The following is a 13,878-nucleotide window of genomic DNA, read 5'->3' on the forward strand; positions in this document are numbered from 1 at the left end:
ATTCCCCCGTCTGGAAAGTCAATGGGTACCCGTCAAATCAGCAATTAATTTAATTTTAACTTTCGCGAAAATCGCAGGTCAATCGGCAATTTGTAAATAGATTAACTCTCCATATGGTAGCGACGCGTGGGCTGGGCGGCGCTGCCGCGATGACGTATGCTTGCGCCCCAGGCTTTAAAAACAGAAAGGGCAATCCATGAAATGGAAGCTAATCGCCACACTGGCCGGCTACGTGCTGGCCAGTTCGGCCCAGGCCGCGTTCACGGCCGACCAGGTCAAGTCCTTCACCCTCGCCAACGGGATGAAGTTCATCGTCTTCGAAAGCGGCACGATCCCGAACGCGAACATGTACACGTTCTGGAAGGTCGGCTCGCGCAACGAGGCACCCGGCACGACGGGGCTGTCGCACTTCTTCGAACACATGATGTTCAACGGCTCGCAGCACTACGGGCCGAAGATGTTCGACCGCACGATGGAAGCGAACGGCGGCAGCAACAACGCCTACACGAACAGCGACGTGACCGTGTACCAGGACTGGTTCCCCGCCACGTCGCTCGAGACGATCTTCAAGCTCGAGAGCGACCGCATCGCCCACCTGACGATCGATCCGAAGATGGTCGAGAGCGAACGCGGCGTCGTGCTGTCCGAGCGCAGCACGGGCCTGGAGAACTCGAATACGCGCATGCTGATGGAAGACCTGAACAGCGTCGCCTACTCCGCTCACCCGTACTCGTGGCCCGTGATCGGCTTCGAGTCCGACATCAAGGCGTGGACCCAGCAGGACCTCGTCAACTACTTCCGCACCTACTACGCGCCGAACAACGCCGTGTCCGTGATCGTCGGCGACGTCAAGGCCGACCAGGTCAAGGTGCTGGCGACGAAGTACTTCGGCGCGATCCCCAAGCGCGCCGCGCCGCCCGCCGTGAAGACGGTGGAGCCGGAACAGAAAGGCGAGCGGCGCCTGTTCGTCGCCAAGCCGTCGGCCACGTCGGCGAACCTGATGGTGGCCTACAAGGTCCCCCGCGCGGACAGCCCGGACCACTACGCGCTCGACGTGCTGCAAAGCGTGCTCACGGAAGGCAAGACGTCGCGCCTGTACAAGGCGCTGGTCGAGAAGCAGCTGGCCACGTCTGTCGGCGCCGACGCGACCGACGGCTTCGATCCGGGCCTGCTGTACGTGTTTGCCGTGGCGGCGAACGGCGTCGACGGCGCGAAGGTCGAACAGGCCATGCTGGCCGAGATCGACAACGTCGTGAAAAACGGCATCAGCGATGCGGAACTGCAGGCCGTGAAGAACAAGAAGCTCGTCAACCTGTACCGGCTGCAGGAAACGATCAACGGCAAGGCCCAGCAACTGGGCAATTACGAAGTGTTCTTCGGCGACTGGCGCAAGCTGTTCACGGCCCCGGCCGAGTACGAGAAGCTGACGGCGGCCGACATCCGCGCCGTGGCCGAGCGCTACCTGAAAAAATCGCAGCGCACGATCGGCATGCTGGCCGCCAAGGAGGATTGATGAAATACGCATTACTCACCACTGCGCTCGCCGGCACCACGCTGGCCGCCGGCGCCGCCGACTTCAAGCTGCCGCAATTCGATACGACGCGCCTGCCGAACGGCCTGACCGTGATGCTGATGGAACGCCACGAAGTGCCGCTGATCGCCGTGCGCGCCGTCGTCAAGGCGGGCGCCGTCAACGACGGCACGCAGGCGGGCCTCGCCAACCTGACGGGCGATGCGATCCTGCTGGGCAGCACGCGCCACAACAAGGCCGCGATCGACGAGGCCTTCGACTTCCGCGGCGCCGTGCTGGCCGGCGGCAGCGCCACCGAGCAGACCACCGTGCAGGCGAACTTCGCGAAGAAGGATGCCGATGCGCTGCTGCCGCTGTTCGCCGAGATCGTCCAGCAGCCGAGCTTTGACGCGGCGGAGCTGGACAAGCTGCGCACCCGCAAGGTCAGCGGCCTGAAACAGGCGAAGGAAAGCCCGCGCCAGGTGGCAGGCCTGTACTACCGCAGCATGCTGTATGGCGACGCGCCGTATGCATCGCCCGCGCCGGGCACGGTGAGCGCGCTGTCGGCGCTGCGCCGGGATGACGTGCAGGGCTTCCACCAACGCTGGTTCAGGCCGGACAACGCGGCCATCATCGTTGTCGGCGACTTCGATCCGGCCGCGATGCGCCAGCGGATCGAAGCGCTGTTCGGGCAGTGGCGCGCCGACGGCACCGCCGCACAGCCGCACGCCGACTACGGCAAGCCGGTGGCGGACAAACCGCGCGTGTGGCTCGTCGACAAGCCCGATGCGATCGAGACGACGTTCGTCATCGGCGGCGCCGGCATCGCCCGCAACGATCCGGACTACGTGCCGCTGCAGGTGCTGAACACGGTGCTGGGCGGGCGCTTCACGTCGTGGCTGAACGACGAGCTGCGCGTGAACTCCGGCCTGACCTACGGCGCCAACAGCAGCTTCGGCACGCTGGGCCAATCGGGCACGTTCGCGATGTCCAGCTTCACCGCGTCGGCCAAGACGCAGGCGGCCCTTGAGCTCGCATTGAAGACGTACGACCGGCTGTGGAGCCGCGGCATCGACAAGGCGACGCTCGATTCCGCGAAGGCATACGTGAAGGGCCAGTTCCCGCCTCGCTTCGAGACGAGCGAACAGCTGGCGAGCCTGTTGGGCGACATGTATGCGCTGGGCGTGGAACGCAGCCAGATCGACAACTTCATGCGCGACGTGGACGGCTTGACGCCGGCCCGCGCCGCCCAGCTGGTCGAGCGCCACTTCCCTCGCAAGAACCTGCAGATGGTCTTGATCGGCAAAGCCGCCGACATCCGCCCGATCGCCGCGAAGTATGGCGACGTGACGGAGCTCGACATCAGCGCGGACGGCTTCAAGCCCGCCCGCAGCAAGCCCACGCAGTAAGCCCGCGCAGCCGCGCCGCAGCCGCGCTATTCTGTGCGCGGTGCGGCTGCCTCCTTCCTCTCCTCCTCTCCCCCGTTCGACCTCCCGGTGCCGCGTCCGCGGCGCCGCGCTTCCGCCCCGTCCTCGCCTAAATCATTGATTGCAAAACGATATTCACGGATTGTCACGGCCAGAAAATGTCAGGACACAAAAATTGCCCCTCGCCATAATCAAGACTCACTTGCAGCACAGGGGGAGGACACATGACGGAATTTCTCTTGTTAGGCCACGATGCGGGCGCCACGCACGAGTTGCGGTCCATACTGCTGCAGGCCGGCTACGAAGTGATCGAGATCTGCGATATTGCCGCGAGCAGCCGCGAGGCGGGGCTGGACGAAGCGGAAGCACCGGCCCGCCCGGACGAACGGGGCGGCCAGCGCGCCGTGCTGGAAAAGCACCACGGTATCGCCGTACTGAAGACGGGCGGCGGCGTGCGCGAAGCGCAGTTGCGCGAATCGATCCTCAACCTGGCCCGCCAGCTCACGCCGGGCTGGCGGCTGAACATGCGCCACCACCGCCTCGAAGCGCCGAACGGCCAGGCCGTCCAGCTGACGAGCCTCGAGTACAACTTCATCAAGATCTTCGCGCTCGTCGAAGTGGGCGAGGCCGTGTCGCGCAAGCAGATCGTCAAGGCATTCGGCGAGGACTACCTGAGCTACGACCAGAACCGCATCGACACGATGGTGCGGCGCCTGCGCAAGAAAGTGCTGAGCCAGTTGCGCATCAAGCTGCCCCTGAACACGGAGCGGGTGCGCGGCTTTTCGTTCGGCGACGTGCTCATCATCGATCCGTGACCGGTCTCGCGTGCTCCTTGCGGATGAACAGGCAGGTACGCTGTCAACAACCGCCAGCTTTCCCCCCCACCGCACCCTATAGTCGACAGGCACACGACCGTTCTTCCACTTCCATTCCAGAAAGGCCCATCATGAAACGACATGCACTGGCGGCGCTGCTGTTCAGCGCCGGTATCGCGGCACTCCCCGCGCTGGCCAAGCCACCCACCCCGCCGTTGCCCGCCATGGGTGCGGACCTGAGCGCGACCACCGTCTCGGGCATCTCGTCCGGCGGCTTCATGGCCGCTCAGCTGGCGACCGCGTATTCGGCCCGCTTCGTCGGCGTGGGCGTGATCGCCGCCGGCCCGTACTATTGCGCCGGCACCTATCCGTCCCTGTCCATGTTCCAGAACGCGACGACAAGCTGCATGACGCCGGCCATTGCCGCCACCGCCGCCAACGGCGCCACGTCGTTCGCCAACGCGCGGCGCTTCGCCGCCGAGGGCCTGATCGATCCCGTGCAGAACCTGACCCGCCAGCGCGTATATGCGTTCAGCGGCGCGGGCGACCGCACCGTCAAGACGATCGTCGTCGACCAGGTCGAGCAGTACTACCGGCTGGCCGGGGTGCCGCCCGAACGGATCCTGTACCGCAAACACCCGGAGGCGGGCCACTCGATCGTCATAGATGACGACGACGACGTTCCCTGTGCCACCACGGCGCCGCCCTACATCAACAACTGCGGCTTCATCCAGTCGCATGAACTGCTGGCGCACCTGTACGGCCCGGGCAAGCCCGCCAATACGGGCGTGCCGGCTGGGCAGATCATCGTCTTCGACCAGCGCGAATTCATCAAGGGCAGCCAGACCAGCATGAACGCGAACGGTTATGCCTACGTGCCGCGCTACTGCACCACCAACGCCTGCAATGTGCACGTGGCATTCCACGGTTGCCAGCAGGGCGCGCACGTCATCGGCGACCAGTTCTATCGGGGTACCGGCTACAACGAGTATGCCGACACCAACCGGCTGATCATCCTGTACCCGCAGGCGGGTGTCTCGAAAGGCATGCCGGTGAACCCGCAAGGGTGCTGGGACTTCTGGGGCTATTCGAACACGCCGGGCTTCCCGCCCTTCTACGCCAAGGGCGCGCCGCAGATGGCGGCCGTGATGGCGATGATCGACCGCCTCGGCCAGCCGCGTGGCGCGGCCAATGCGGCCCCCGCCGGCAACCCCCAACCGTGAAGGAGATCGTCATGCCCATCCATCCTCTCGCGCCCTGGTGCGCCCTCGGCAAATCGGCGCTGCTGATGGCCCAGCAATGGCAGGATGCGAGCGCCGCCGCGATGACGGCGCTGCTGAAGACCCAGCTCGACATGATCGACACGCGGCAGGCCGTGCAGTCGCTGCAGGGCTACGCCGACCTGTATCAGGGCGTGGCCGACAACCTCGCGACGCAGCGCCACGAGCTGTCCAAGGCCGTCATCGAACGGGCCGCCGCCTGCGTCGAGGACCTGCGCCGGGCCGGCAGCCAGGACGACGTAGCCATCGTGCTGAACGGCTTCCTGCAGGACGTCGGCGCGCGCGTCAAGGAAAACACCGAGCAGGCCGCGACGGTGTTGAATGCGGCCCAGTCGGCGTCGGTCGTGCTGGCCCACCAGGCGCTGGACGGCGCGGCGGGCGATGGCGCCGCGCCGTCCCCCTGAGCGCAGTATACGGCCGCATGCTCCTTCATTCGACGGCGCGCATGAAGGGGTCGCCGCCCAGGCGCTCAGGCCTGCCGTTCAGCACTGTCGACCACGGCGGGCGTACCAGGCCGACGTCCGTCGGCGCGAAACGGAAATCCAGGCTGCAGCGCGACAGCTGCGTGTCGTTGGCCACCGTTCCGTGTTCCAGGTAACCGCCGTCGAACAGGAAAACCTCTCCCGGTTCGAGTTCGATCGGCGCGTGATCCGCGGCCCCATAGTCCGACTCGCACCACAGTGCATTGCCGCCGAAGCAGCGCGTGAACGGCAGGAACGCATTGACCTGGTCCGGCCGGCCGGTGATGTCGGCATCGCGGTGCCACGCGCTGACGCCCGGTGTGCCGGCGAGGTGGACGCGCATTTTCGGCCGATTCGAGTAGCTGACCCGTTTTCCGTAGCGCGGCGCGATGACCTCGCGCACGAAGCGGTGATACAGCTGAAGAAACGGCGAATCGTCAGGCAGATTCTGCATCAGCGCGCGCCAGGCCAGATTGTCCTGGTAGCCCAGTTCGGCGCCCGGCAGGCGCCGCCCGCGCGCCTGCCGGGCGCGTTCGTGCAGCGCGCTCAGCGGGCTGACTTTGAAGACGCGCCTCTCCAGCACCTCGATGAACGGGAACCGCGACAGATCGTAACGGAGAACGACTGCATTGCTAAGCATGTGGCGCCACCCCAGGTCCGATGTGCTTTCCGGCCCCTTCCATCGTCCCGGTCATGCGGCTTTCGCGCCCGGCGAATGGGCCGCCAGGTTGTTCACGACGCGGTTCGTCAGGTGCAGCTTTTCCCATTTCTGCCACAGGAACGGCGGCGCCACCGCGGCCTGGCGCGCATACATGGCCGTCAGGTGCTCGAACAGCCATGGCGGCAACACCGTTTGCGGCGGGTCGGCGGGCCGTACCTGCGTGCCGGTGCGCGCGCCGTAACAGGCGGCCGGCGCGGCGCCGCGCTGGCCGACCCGGCCGTGGAATTCCGCCAGACCGGAGAACGGATTGCACAGGAAGGTCAGCTCGCCCTCGTCCAGCTCGGCCTCGTCGTCCGACCACGTCAGGCGGCCCGCTTCTTCGTGCGGCAACCGCAACTCCCGGCCGCCCAGGCTGACCACGCCGCCTTCCAGCTGCAGGTCGAGCTGACGCCGCGCGCCCGGTCCGGACACCGTCAGCCGGTAATGGCCATCGAGTTCGCCCGCGGCGGCGCCGTCGCGGAAACGGTTGACGTAGGCCGCCAGGTGCTTGCGGTCCGGATCGACCTCCGGCGCCTCGAAGAACTGCATGGCGGGGCGCGGATCGGTGGCATCCCAGATCTGGCCGATGATGCGCCGCCCCGCAGCGCCGATGTCGAAGCGCAGGAAACCGTTGCAGCGGTTGCCGCCGCCCGCGCGCCATTCCAGCACGCCGCGCCGGTAGCCGAACGCCCGCACCGGCGCGCCATTCACGTACAGCTGGCCGCCATTGCCGTGCGAGTTGGCGAAGATCGCGATCGACAACTGGCGTTCGCGCGCCGCATACACGCCGGTCCACGGCAGCAGCACATGGCGGCGCAGGTTGGCCAGGTCGACGCGCAGCCGGGCATGATCGAAGCTTACTTCGTGGCGCGCGGCATAGCGTGCCAGCCAGTCCCGCATGCCGGCATGGCCAGCCTTGCCCCGGCGTACCAGGTCGGTACAGGCGGCGCGGTCGCGCAGCAGCATCAGCAGGAGCGGCTGGTTCGAACCCGCCTGCCGCTGGATGCCCTTGGCCGCCACCTGGATTCCCCCGGCGTCGCGGCTGGCGAGCAGCTTGCGTTCGGACGGGCTGAGCGCGTCGAAGCGGGAATCCTGCAAGGCCGCCACGGGATCGCTGGCGTAGCGATGCTGCAGTTCGATATCCTGGCGCAGCTCGATCAGGAAATCGGCGGCCCCCGTTTCCGCTTGCCACTGGTAGTCGGCCGGCACGTCGAAGCGGGCGAAGTCGTCGAATGCCTTCATCTCGCGCACGTCGTAATGACCGATCTCGCGCAGCGCGCCCTCGGGAACCTTCAGCCGCTGCCCCGGTTTGAGCAGCCCAAGCTGCTCGACCATCGCGTAGTCGGCGGTGACGGCATCGCGCGGGGCCAGGTAGAACGTCGACAACCCGGTGATGCGGATCTGCACCGCCGGGTCGTGCAGGTCCGCGAGCCGGTATTGCTCGACCAGGGGCGCGATGGTCGGATAGCGCGACGCGACGTAGTGCGTGATCGGGTAGTCCGCGCCGTAGGCCGCCTGCAGGTAGTCGACCAGCATCGAGAAGTTGCGGTTGATGTAGCCCTGGCGCCGGAAGCCCATCTCGCCGATCAGGCCCACTTGCCACAGCACCACGTGAAGGGACGTGTCCGGCTTGCGCTGGCGCACCAGCATGTCCGTCGCCTCGTGCGTCTGCATGCCGGGATGGCATGGGTCCACGCCGAGGTCGGCGCACAGGCAGTCGAGCGCGCTGACGGCCGGGCGCATCACGGCCCGGTGCCCTTCCCGCCGCGCAATCATGATCGCACGGTGGGTGGACAGCACGAACACGCCGGGATGCCCGTAGAACACGCAGACGACGCGCTTGCCCTCGCGCACGAAGTGCAGCATCGACTCGGCCATCTGCATGTACGTCACGTAGCGCGGCTTGCTGTCGTCGTACAGCACATACAGGTCGTACGCGTCGGGCCGGATACGCTTGAGCCACACGATCGTCGCCGGATCGGCAACGCAGAAGAACACCTTGTCGGCGGCGCGCAGCAGTTCCTCGTCGCCGAGCATGAAGCCGACGGTCTCGATGCCCGATCCGATGATGTTCAATTCGCCGACGCGCTCCGGCGCCGGCGCCGTCGGGTGCTCGCCGACCGTCTCGCGCCGGGCGGCGATCGCGCGGGCGAGCTCGCGCCATGCGTGCCGGTGGCCCTCTTCTCCGGGGAAATTCGCCCTGCTTCTGACTGGCTGATCCATTGCTTTCCTCACGAAATGATGGCGAGATATCGGTTGGCGACGCCGGCGGCGACCTTGACGGGCAGCGCCTGCCCCTGGTAAGTCGCCTGGGACAGCTGGAGGTATGCCTGGTACTGCTGGGCAGGCGCCGACTGCTGCGCCATGTGCTGTTCCAGCGCGGTCTCGACATCCTGCGGCCATTTCCAGGCCGCCAGCTGGGCGTCCGCCGTGGCGTTCTTGAACATCAGGATCGAGGTCAGCAGTATCTGCTGGGTCTTGATGTCGGGCTGCTGCTGTTGGACGAAATCGGCGAAGGTGCTCCAGCGCTCCTGTTCGCTGACATTCTGGTTCAGCATGTAGTTGAGCAGGAGGCCGAAGCCGGTTGCCTCTTGCGGCGACATGTTCTGCAGGTCCTCCTGGTCGCTCTTCTGCCACACGCGCAGCAGTTCTTGCGTACCCATCATCGCGCCCATGATCGCCAGGTTCTTCACCAGCGCCGGGAAGCCCTTCGTGATGATCCAGCTGCCGAGCTTGGACAGCGCCGTGCGGATCGAGCCCGGCGGAACATCCACGTCGGTATCGATGTCGACGTCCACGTCCACATCCACGTCGGTATCCGTCACGTTGTCGGTGTCGGTCACCACGTCGGTATCGATGTCCACGTCCACGTCGATGTCGACATCGATCACCGCGAAGACGTCGTCGTCGATATCCACGTCGATGTCGATGTCGACGTCGACGTCCGTATCGGTCACATTGTCCGTGTCCGTCACGACGTCGGTATCGATATCGACATCGACATCGACGTCCACATCGACGTTGACCGGATCGACGTCCTCGCCCGCCGCGGCATCCGGGTCGGCGCTGTCGCTGGTCGATTCGAGCTTGCTGCGCACGTTCTGGTAGAGCTTGGCGGCATTCGCCTGCAGCCACTGGAGCCCGGTGGCGACGCCACCGAGCACGTGGACGGCCATGTCCACCGTCATGGCGATCTGCACGCCCAGGAAAGCGGTAAATGCGAGGTTGTAGGCTCCCACCCACCACGGCAGGCCGGCATCCTGGTAAGGCTGGAGAATCAGTTGATTGCCGTCGCGCGTGCCGACCCAGAACATGCCGGCCTGGTCCGGATGGCCCTCCCACGTCATGGTGCGGTACACCCCGCGCACCGACAACCCCGTACAGGTGCTTGCGCCTGGCGAACTCAGCTCGCCCGACGCGTACCCGAGCGAAGGATAGGAACTGCCGCCGTCGCTGGCGCTGAAGCTGGCCTTGCCGTCCGCGATCGTCAGCGTCCCGGCGGGCACCGGCGGGGCGATGAATCCGTCGCTGTTCAGGCTCGACACGGTGTAGCAGTAGTACGTTCCGGGCCATGCAGACAGGGCGTTGTTGGCCCAGTAGCTGACCATGGAAAAGCCGAAATAGTCGGCGCCGGGGTAGCCATTGCCGACCAGCAGCGCCGAGACCTGCGCGTCGAGATTGCCGACGTTGGCGCTATCGAGGACGATTTCGTTGAACTGCAGCGCCACCGGCGAATAGGGCTGCGCGATGTAGTCGTTGTAGAACTTGAGCGCCGCGGTGGTGCCGTCGAGGTCGGCCGTGCCGACGCTCACCGGCTGGGTCAGCGGGCCGAGAATGTCCGGTACGAACAGCTTGACGGGGAAACTGTCGCTTTGCCGCGCGATGACGATGCGCGACAGCAGCGTGCCGGTATCGAGGGTGTTTTCACTGTTCGCTGCGACCGTGCCGAGGACCGTGTAGATCGGCGTGTAGGCATCCGGGTCGGTCGATGGCGGATCGCTGACCGGGGGCGTGGTGGTGGTGTAGACGGTCAACGCTTGCGGGAGCGTATTGGTAACGTGGATCGAGATCGTGTCGGCCATGATGGTGTCCTGTGGATGTGAATGGAGCACGGACGCGGGCAGCGCCCGGGATCCGCTGCTTGCCCCGGTATCAGACGTCGACGCCGCCCTCGATCGGGTCCTCGCCCTCGCCGCCTTCGCCGTCGCTCGCTTCCTCGGCCGCCTTGGCCCGGTCTTCGGCGATTTGCTCGGCTTCGGCCTGCACCTGCTGCGACGCCTTGATATCGGCCGCGTCGCCTGCGCTCAGTTCGTTCTCCACGTTGCTGACGACCTCGCTGAGCTGCGGCTTGATATCGGCGATGTTATTGGCGGCCTGCTCGACCGCGCCTTGCAGCTGCTCGCTGCCGCTGTTGGGCGGCATGGCGCCTTGCAGGTCCTGGGCGCCATTGCGGACACTCTCGGCGACGTTTTCCAGTTGTTGATTGACCCCGTATCGGGCCGCCACCTCGACCTGGTCGCCCATGGCCTCGAAGTTGTCGAGCTGCGCATCGCCACGCGCCACGTTGTTCGCATCCGCCGCCTGCACCCGCCCCGCATCCTGCGCCGCCGGCATCGCCGCATCGTCGGGCACCGCGGCATTGCGGTCGCCCAGCTGGTCCAGCCCGCGCTGCTGGCCGGCCCGCACCTCGTCGCCCTGCTGGTCCAGCTGGTCGCGCATCTGCTGCTGCTCGTCCGGCGACGGGGGCTTGTTGCGTCCCTTGAACCAGTCGACGGCCGCCTTGCCTTTCGCGCCGATCCATTCCAGCCCCATGGCCAGGCCGAAGAAGGTCGTAATCAACGTCAGATACTGGCCGAACGTGGTCGGGTGGAAGAAGGCCCAGAAGCCGCTGTCCGAACCGCCGCCGCCGGAAGTGTCCTGCTTGGTGGTCGTGCCCATGACCTGCACGCCGTTCACCGTCCCGGACAGGACCGGTACGATGACGTTATCGCTGGCGTTGTTGGTCAAGGAGCTCTTCAGGACGAACGTGCCGCGCAACGCGACGCTCGGGAAGTCGGAATCGTCTGAGACGAATTGCCCGTTCTGGAAAGTCATCGGGGTTGCCGCGCCCTGGGCCGGCGTGAAGCTGATCTGGTAGGCGCCGCTGCGATCGGTCGGGTCGGCCGGATTCGGCGGCGCCGCGTTCCTCGTCATCGCCAGCGTTCCCTGGAAGGTCGGCGCGGCCGTGTTGCTGCCGCTTGCCGCCGTTCCGGGGCTGTACAGGTAATAGGTGATCGCGCTGTTGAACGACGCGAAGTTCGCGGTGAAGCCGGCCCAGATGAACGGGAAGCCGCGCGCATAGGTCTGCGCGGTCACGACCGAATTGAGGTCGAGCGTCTTGAAGTTGGTGGTCGACTTGAAGAACTCCGCGACCGACGATTCGATATCCGATGCGGACGAGCCCTTCGCGGCCGCGTTGGACACCGCCGCGTAATATTGCGTGGCGGTGGTCGAAGTGGGATACGCCAGCAGGTTGATGTAGAAGGACAGCGCCAGCGAGAGCTGGGCCGGGCTGGTGGCGGCGACCGTCAGCGGCGGATACTGGCCCGACAGGACGTCGGCCATCAGCGCTGAGTTCTGGACCGGGAACAGGTCGGCAGGACGAACGAAGATCAGGTCGTACACGATGCGATTGGCATCGAGCGTCACGGTGTCCGTCGACGAAGCCGCGATCGTCTTCGATCCCGATGCGGTCGTGCGCAGGGTGAGTGGCAACTCGAAAACCTGGGTAGCCTCGGGGGCGCCCGGCGTGGTCGAGGGATCGTAGGCGTCGAGAATCGCCAGGGCGCTGCCGACGTTGTTGGTGATCGAAACTTGGCTTGCGGTGGCCGCCATTTTTGTCTCCTAGTAGGGTGCAAGTGTGCACTGACGAGAAAAAAAAACGGGTGCTGCCAAGCGCTGTCGATGACATCGCAAGTCGGGATGCCCTGGTCCGGCGGGCGAACCGTCCAACCTCCTTTCGATAAAGTGCGGTGACGAAGACTTCACTTTGGTCGCAGACCGGTTCGACTGCAAGGTAAGAATATTTGTGTGGCTAAAAACTAACGTGGACGGTCTGCGCGGGTCGCGATATACAATCCGATCGACCCGCATAAGGTTGAAGCGGTGACGTTCGGGTGACAGCGCCGTTCCATCGCGGCGTCTTATCCCTCCAGACCCGGCACCGGATTCGCCCCGGCATCGACCGGCATCTCCAGCAGATAGTCCGGCACGACCCGCCCGAACACGCTGCCGAACATCGCCGCGGCCTGCGCGGCGGCCAGGTGAAAGCGCCGCGCCAGTTCGGCGCGTACGATGGGATCGGTGCCGGCGAGCCAGCGCTGCTGCAGGCTGTGCATGCCGCGCAGCTGGTCCTGCAGCGGCGCCAGCGTATCGACCGCGCGCCCGCCGATGTAGGCGCCCTGGCTCATTCCCATCAACGTCAACAGCGTCGCCGAGATCTGGATGTTGCCCAATTCATCCGCCCCGCCGGCGATTACATAGACGGCGATGACGAAGGTGAACACCAGCATCTGGAACTTGTAGATGTCGAAGCGTTCGTTGGTCATCAACAGCTCGCTCGGCCTGCCCGGCGCGTGCGCATCGGCCAGCGGTGCGTTGAACCAGCCGAGTGCCTGCACGTAGCGATGGATCGGCGCATCGAGATCCTTCTTGATCGCCCCGGCCAGCTGGCTGCCGGCCGCTCCGGCCGTCGAGATGCCGATCAGGTACAACAGGTCGGTGGAGATCTCCTGCAGCAGCCCGGTGCGCAGCCACTGGTAGAACAGCAGCGTGGCGACGATCAGCGTGAACAGCAGCATCTGCAGTTGCGCCAGGCTGGAGCGGCCGGTGATATTCCACGGCAGCAGGCGTGCCAGCCGCACGCGCCAGCGCAGCCGGCCGGGCGCCTGGCCGGACGGTACCGGAACGGCGGCGCCGGCGATGACGTAGAACGTCGCGGCGAACAGCACCGCCGCCACGATGCAGGTGGGCTTGCTGGAGATTTCGATGCGCTCGATCCTGCCGAAATAAGCGGTGCCGCGCTGCCCGTCCGCGTAGGCGAAGGCGGCGATCTTCAGGTGCAGCGACTGGTTGCGCCGCCACAGCTGCCATGGCTCCCGGGCCGCCGACGCATCCGCGAATTCCTCGATGGCCGGCGTGCGGAAGTAGATCCGCGCCGTGTCCACCAGCTTGGTCTCGTCGTGCGGATGGGCGGCCTTGACGACTTCCACGTGGTCGACCACGAGCGGCATCACGCGGGCGCGGGCGCCGCTCAGTAATTCGAAATACCCGAGCACGCAGACGCTGTCGAGCCGGTCGACGAAGTTCGGCCAGATGTTCAGGTACGTCAGGTTGCCGCTGGCCAGGCTGGGCGACGGCAGCGAGATCTTCGAATTGTCGAGCGTCGCGATGGCCTCGTCGATCGGTCCGCGCAGCGCTGCCACCTGCCGCAGCGGCAGCTGGCCCGAGAAGCGCGCCGAGCAGATGTCCGGCTCCGCAGCGCACGCCGCCGCGGCCGCGCCGGCGGCCAGGCCGGCGACCAACGCGTACCACAACACGTTCATGACGGCCTCCCGCACGCAGTGTCAACAGGCCATCGTAAGCACGGGCGCGTGCGGCCGGCTGACCGTCGCTGGCAACGCACCGCGGCCGGCCAGGCATGGTCA

General features: G+C 66.1%; 10 protein-coding genes. 5 read left to right on the top strand and 5 right to left on the bottom strand.

Features of this window, described 5'->3' with window-relative positions; all coding sequences use genetic code 11:
• Positions 1-196 precede the first annotated feature (196 nt).
• The 5 genes from IP92_RS26970 to IP92_RS26990 all read left to right on the top strand — a co-directional run bounded on the left by IP92_RS26970 (position 197) and on the right by IP92_RS26990 (position 5,436).
• A complete protein-coding gene (locus IP92_RS26970) occupies positions 197-1,513 on the top strand; it encodes a M16 family metallopeptidase (protein ID WP_145881205.1) in 1,317 nt (438 codons plus the stop codon).
• Positions 1,513-2,919, top strand: coding sequence for a M16 family metallopeptidase (locus tag IP92_RS26975; RefSeq protein ID WP_145881207.1), 1,407 nt, complete (start codon positions 1,513-1,515; stop codon positions 2,917-2,919). Before IP92_RS26970 ends, IP92_RS26975 begins: the two co-directional genes overlap by 1 nt.
• A gap of 242 nt (positions 2,920-3,161) precedes the next feature.
• Positions 3,162-3,752, top strand: a complete 591-nt coding sequence (locus IP92_RS26980) for a winged helix-turn-helix domain-containing protein (RefSeq protein WP_145881209.1) — start codon at positions 3,162-3,164, stop codon at positions 3,750-3,752.
• A 131-nt stretch (positions 3,753-3,883) separates the two neighbouring features.
• Positions 3,884-4,975, top strand: coding sequence for an extracellular catalytic domain type 2 short-chain-length polyhydroxyalkanoate depolymerase (locus tag IP92_RS26985; protein ID WP_199271838.1), 1,092 nt, complete (start codon positions 3,884-3,886; stop codon positions 4,973-4,975).
• Between the two features lie 11 nt (positions 4,976-4,986).
• On the top strand, positions 4,987-5,436 hold the full coding sequence (locus IP92_RS26990; protein ID WP_145881214.1) for a hypothetical protein: 450 nt from the start codon (positions 4,987-4,989) through the stop codon (positions 5,434-5,436).
• A gap of 25 nt (positions 5,437-5,461) precedes the next feature.
• On the opposite strand, the gene IP92_RS26995 is transcribed toward IP92_RS26990, so the two are convergent.
• From IP92_RS26995 to IP92_RS27010, 5 genes are all read right to left on the bottom strand, one after another.
• Positions 5,462-6,133: a phytanoyl-CoA dioxygenase family protein gene (locus tag IP92_RS26995; protein ID WP_145881216.1), complete on the bottom strand. Its 672-nt coding sequence runs from the start codon at positions 6,131-6,133 to the stop codon at positions 5,462-5,464.
• A gap of 51 nt (positions 6,134-6,184) precedes the next feature.
• Complete coding sequence (locus IP92_RS27000) at positions 6,185-8,416, bottom strand: SAM-dependent methyltransferase (protein ID WP_158206839.1); 2,232 nt, start codon at positions 8,414-8,416, stop codon at positions 6,185-6,187.
• Between the two features lie 8 nt (positions 8,417-8,424).
• Entirely contained in the window at positions 8,425-10,275 is a 1,851-nt protein-coding gene (locus IP92_RS30030; RefSeq protein WP_158206838.1) for a hypothetical protein, read from the bottom strand.
• 70 nt (positions 10,276-10,345) lie between these two features.
• A complete protein-coding gene (locus IP92_RS27005; RefSeq protein WP_145881220.1) occupies positions 10,346-12,067 on the bottom strand; it encodes a hypothetical protein in 1,722 nt (573 codons plus the stop codon).
• A gap of 308 nt (positions 12,068-12,375) precedes the next feature.
• On the bottom strand, positions 12,376-13,776 hold the full coding sequence (locus IP92_RS27010; protein ID WP_145881222.1) for a hypothetical protein: 1,401 nt from the start codon (positions 13,774-13,776) through the stop codon (positions 12,376-12,378).
• Positions 13,777-13,878 lie beyond the last annotated feature (102 nt).

It is taken from the genome of Pseudoduganella flava, assembly GCF_007830495.1.
In the GTDB taxonomy this organism is placed as follows: domain Bacteria; phylum Pseudomonadota; class Gammaproteobacteria; order Burkholderiales; family Burkholderiaceae_D; genus Rugamonas; species Rugamonas flava.

Excerpts from the sequence above, each read along its gene's own strand:
- IP92_RS26995 (WP_145881216.1), bottom strand. The coding sequence starts at position 6,133 with ATGCTTAGCAATGCAGTCGTTCTCCGTTACGATCTGTCGCGGTTCCCG.
- IP92_RS26975 (WP_145881207.1), top strand. The coding sequence starts at position 1,513 with ATGAAATACGCATTACTCACCACTGCGCTCGCCGGCACCACGCTGGCC.
- IP92_RS26990 (WP_145881214.1), top strand. The coding sequence starts at position 4,987 with ATGCCCATCCATCCTCTCGCGCCCTGGTGCGCCCTCGGCAAATCGGCG.
- IP92_RS26970 (WP_145881205.1), top strand. The coding sequence starts at position 197 with ATGAAATGGAAGCTAATCGCCACACTGGCCGGCTACGTGCTGGCCAGT.
- IP92_RS27010 (WP_145881222.1), bottom strand. The coding sequence starts at position 13,776 with ATGAACGTGTTGTGGTACGCGTTGGTCGCCGGCCTGGCCGCCGGCGCG.
- IP92_RS27005 (WP_145881220.1), bottom strand. The coding sequence starts at position 12,067 with ATGGCGGCCACCGCAAGCCAAGTTTCGATCACCAACAACGTCGGCAGC.
- IP92_RS26980 (WP_145881209.1), top strand. The coding sequence starts at position 3,162 with ATGACGGAATTTCTCTTGTTAGGCCACGATGCGGGCGCCACGCACGAG.
- IP92_RS30030 (WP_158206838.1), bottom strand. The coding sequence starts at position 10,275 with ATGGCCGACACGATCTCGATCCACGTTACCAATACGCTCCCGCAAGCG.
- IP92_RS26985 (WP_199271838.1), top strand. The coding sequence starts at position 3,884 with ATGAAACGACATGCACTGGCGGCGCTGCTGTTCAGCGCCGGTATCGCG.
- IP92_RS27000 (WP_158206839.1), bottom strand. The coding sequence starts at position 8,416 with ATGGATCAGCCAGTCAGAAGCAGGGCGAATTTCCCCGGAGAAGAGGGC.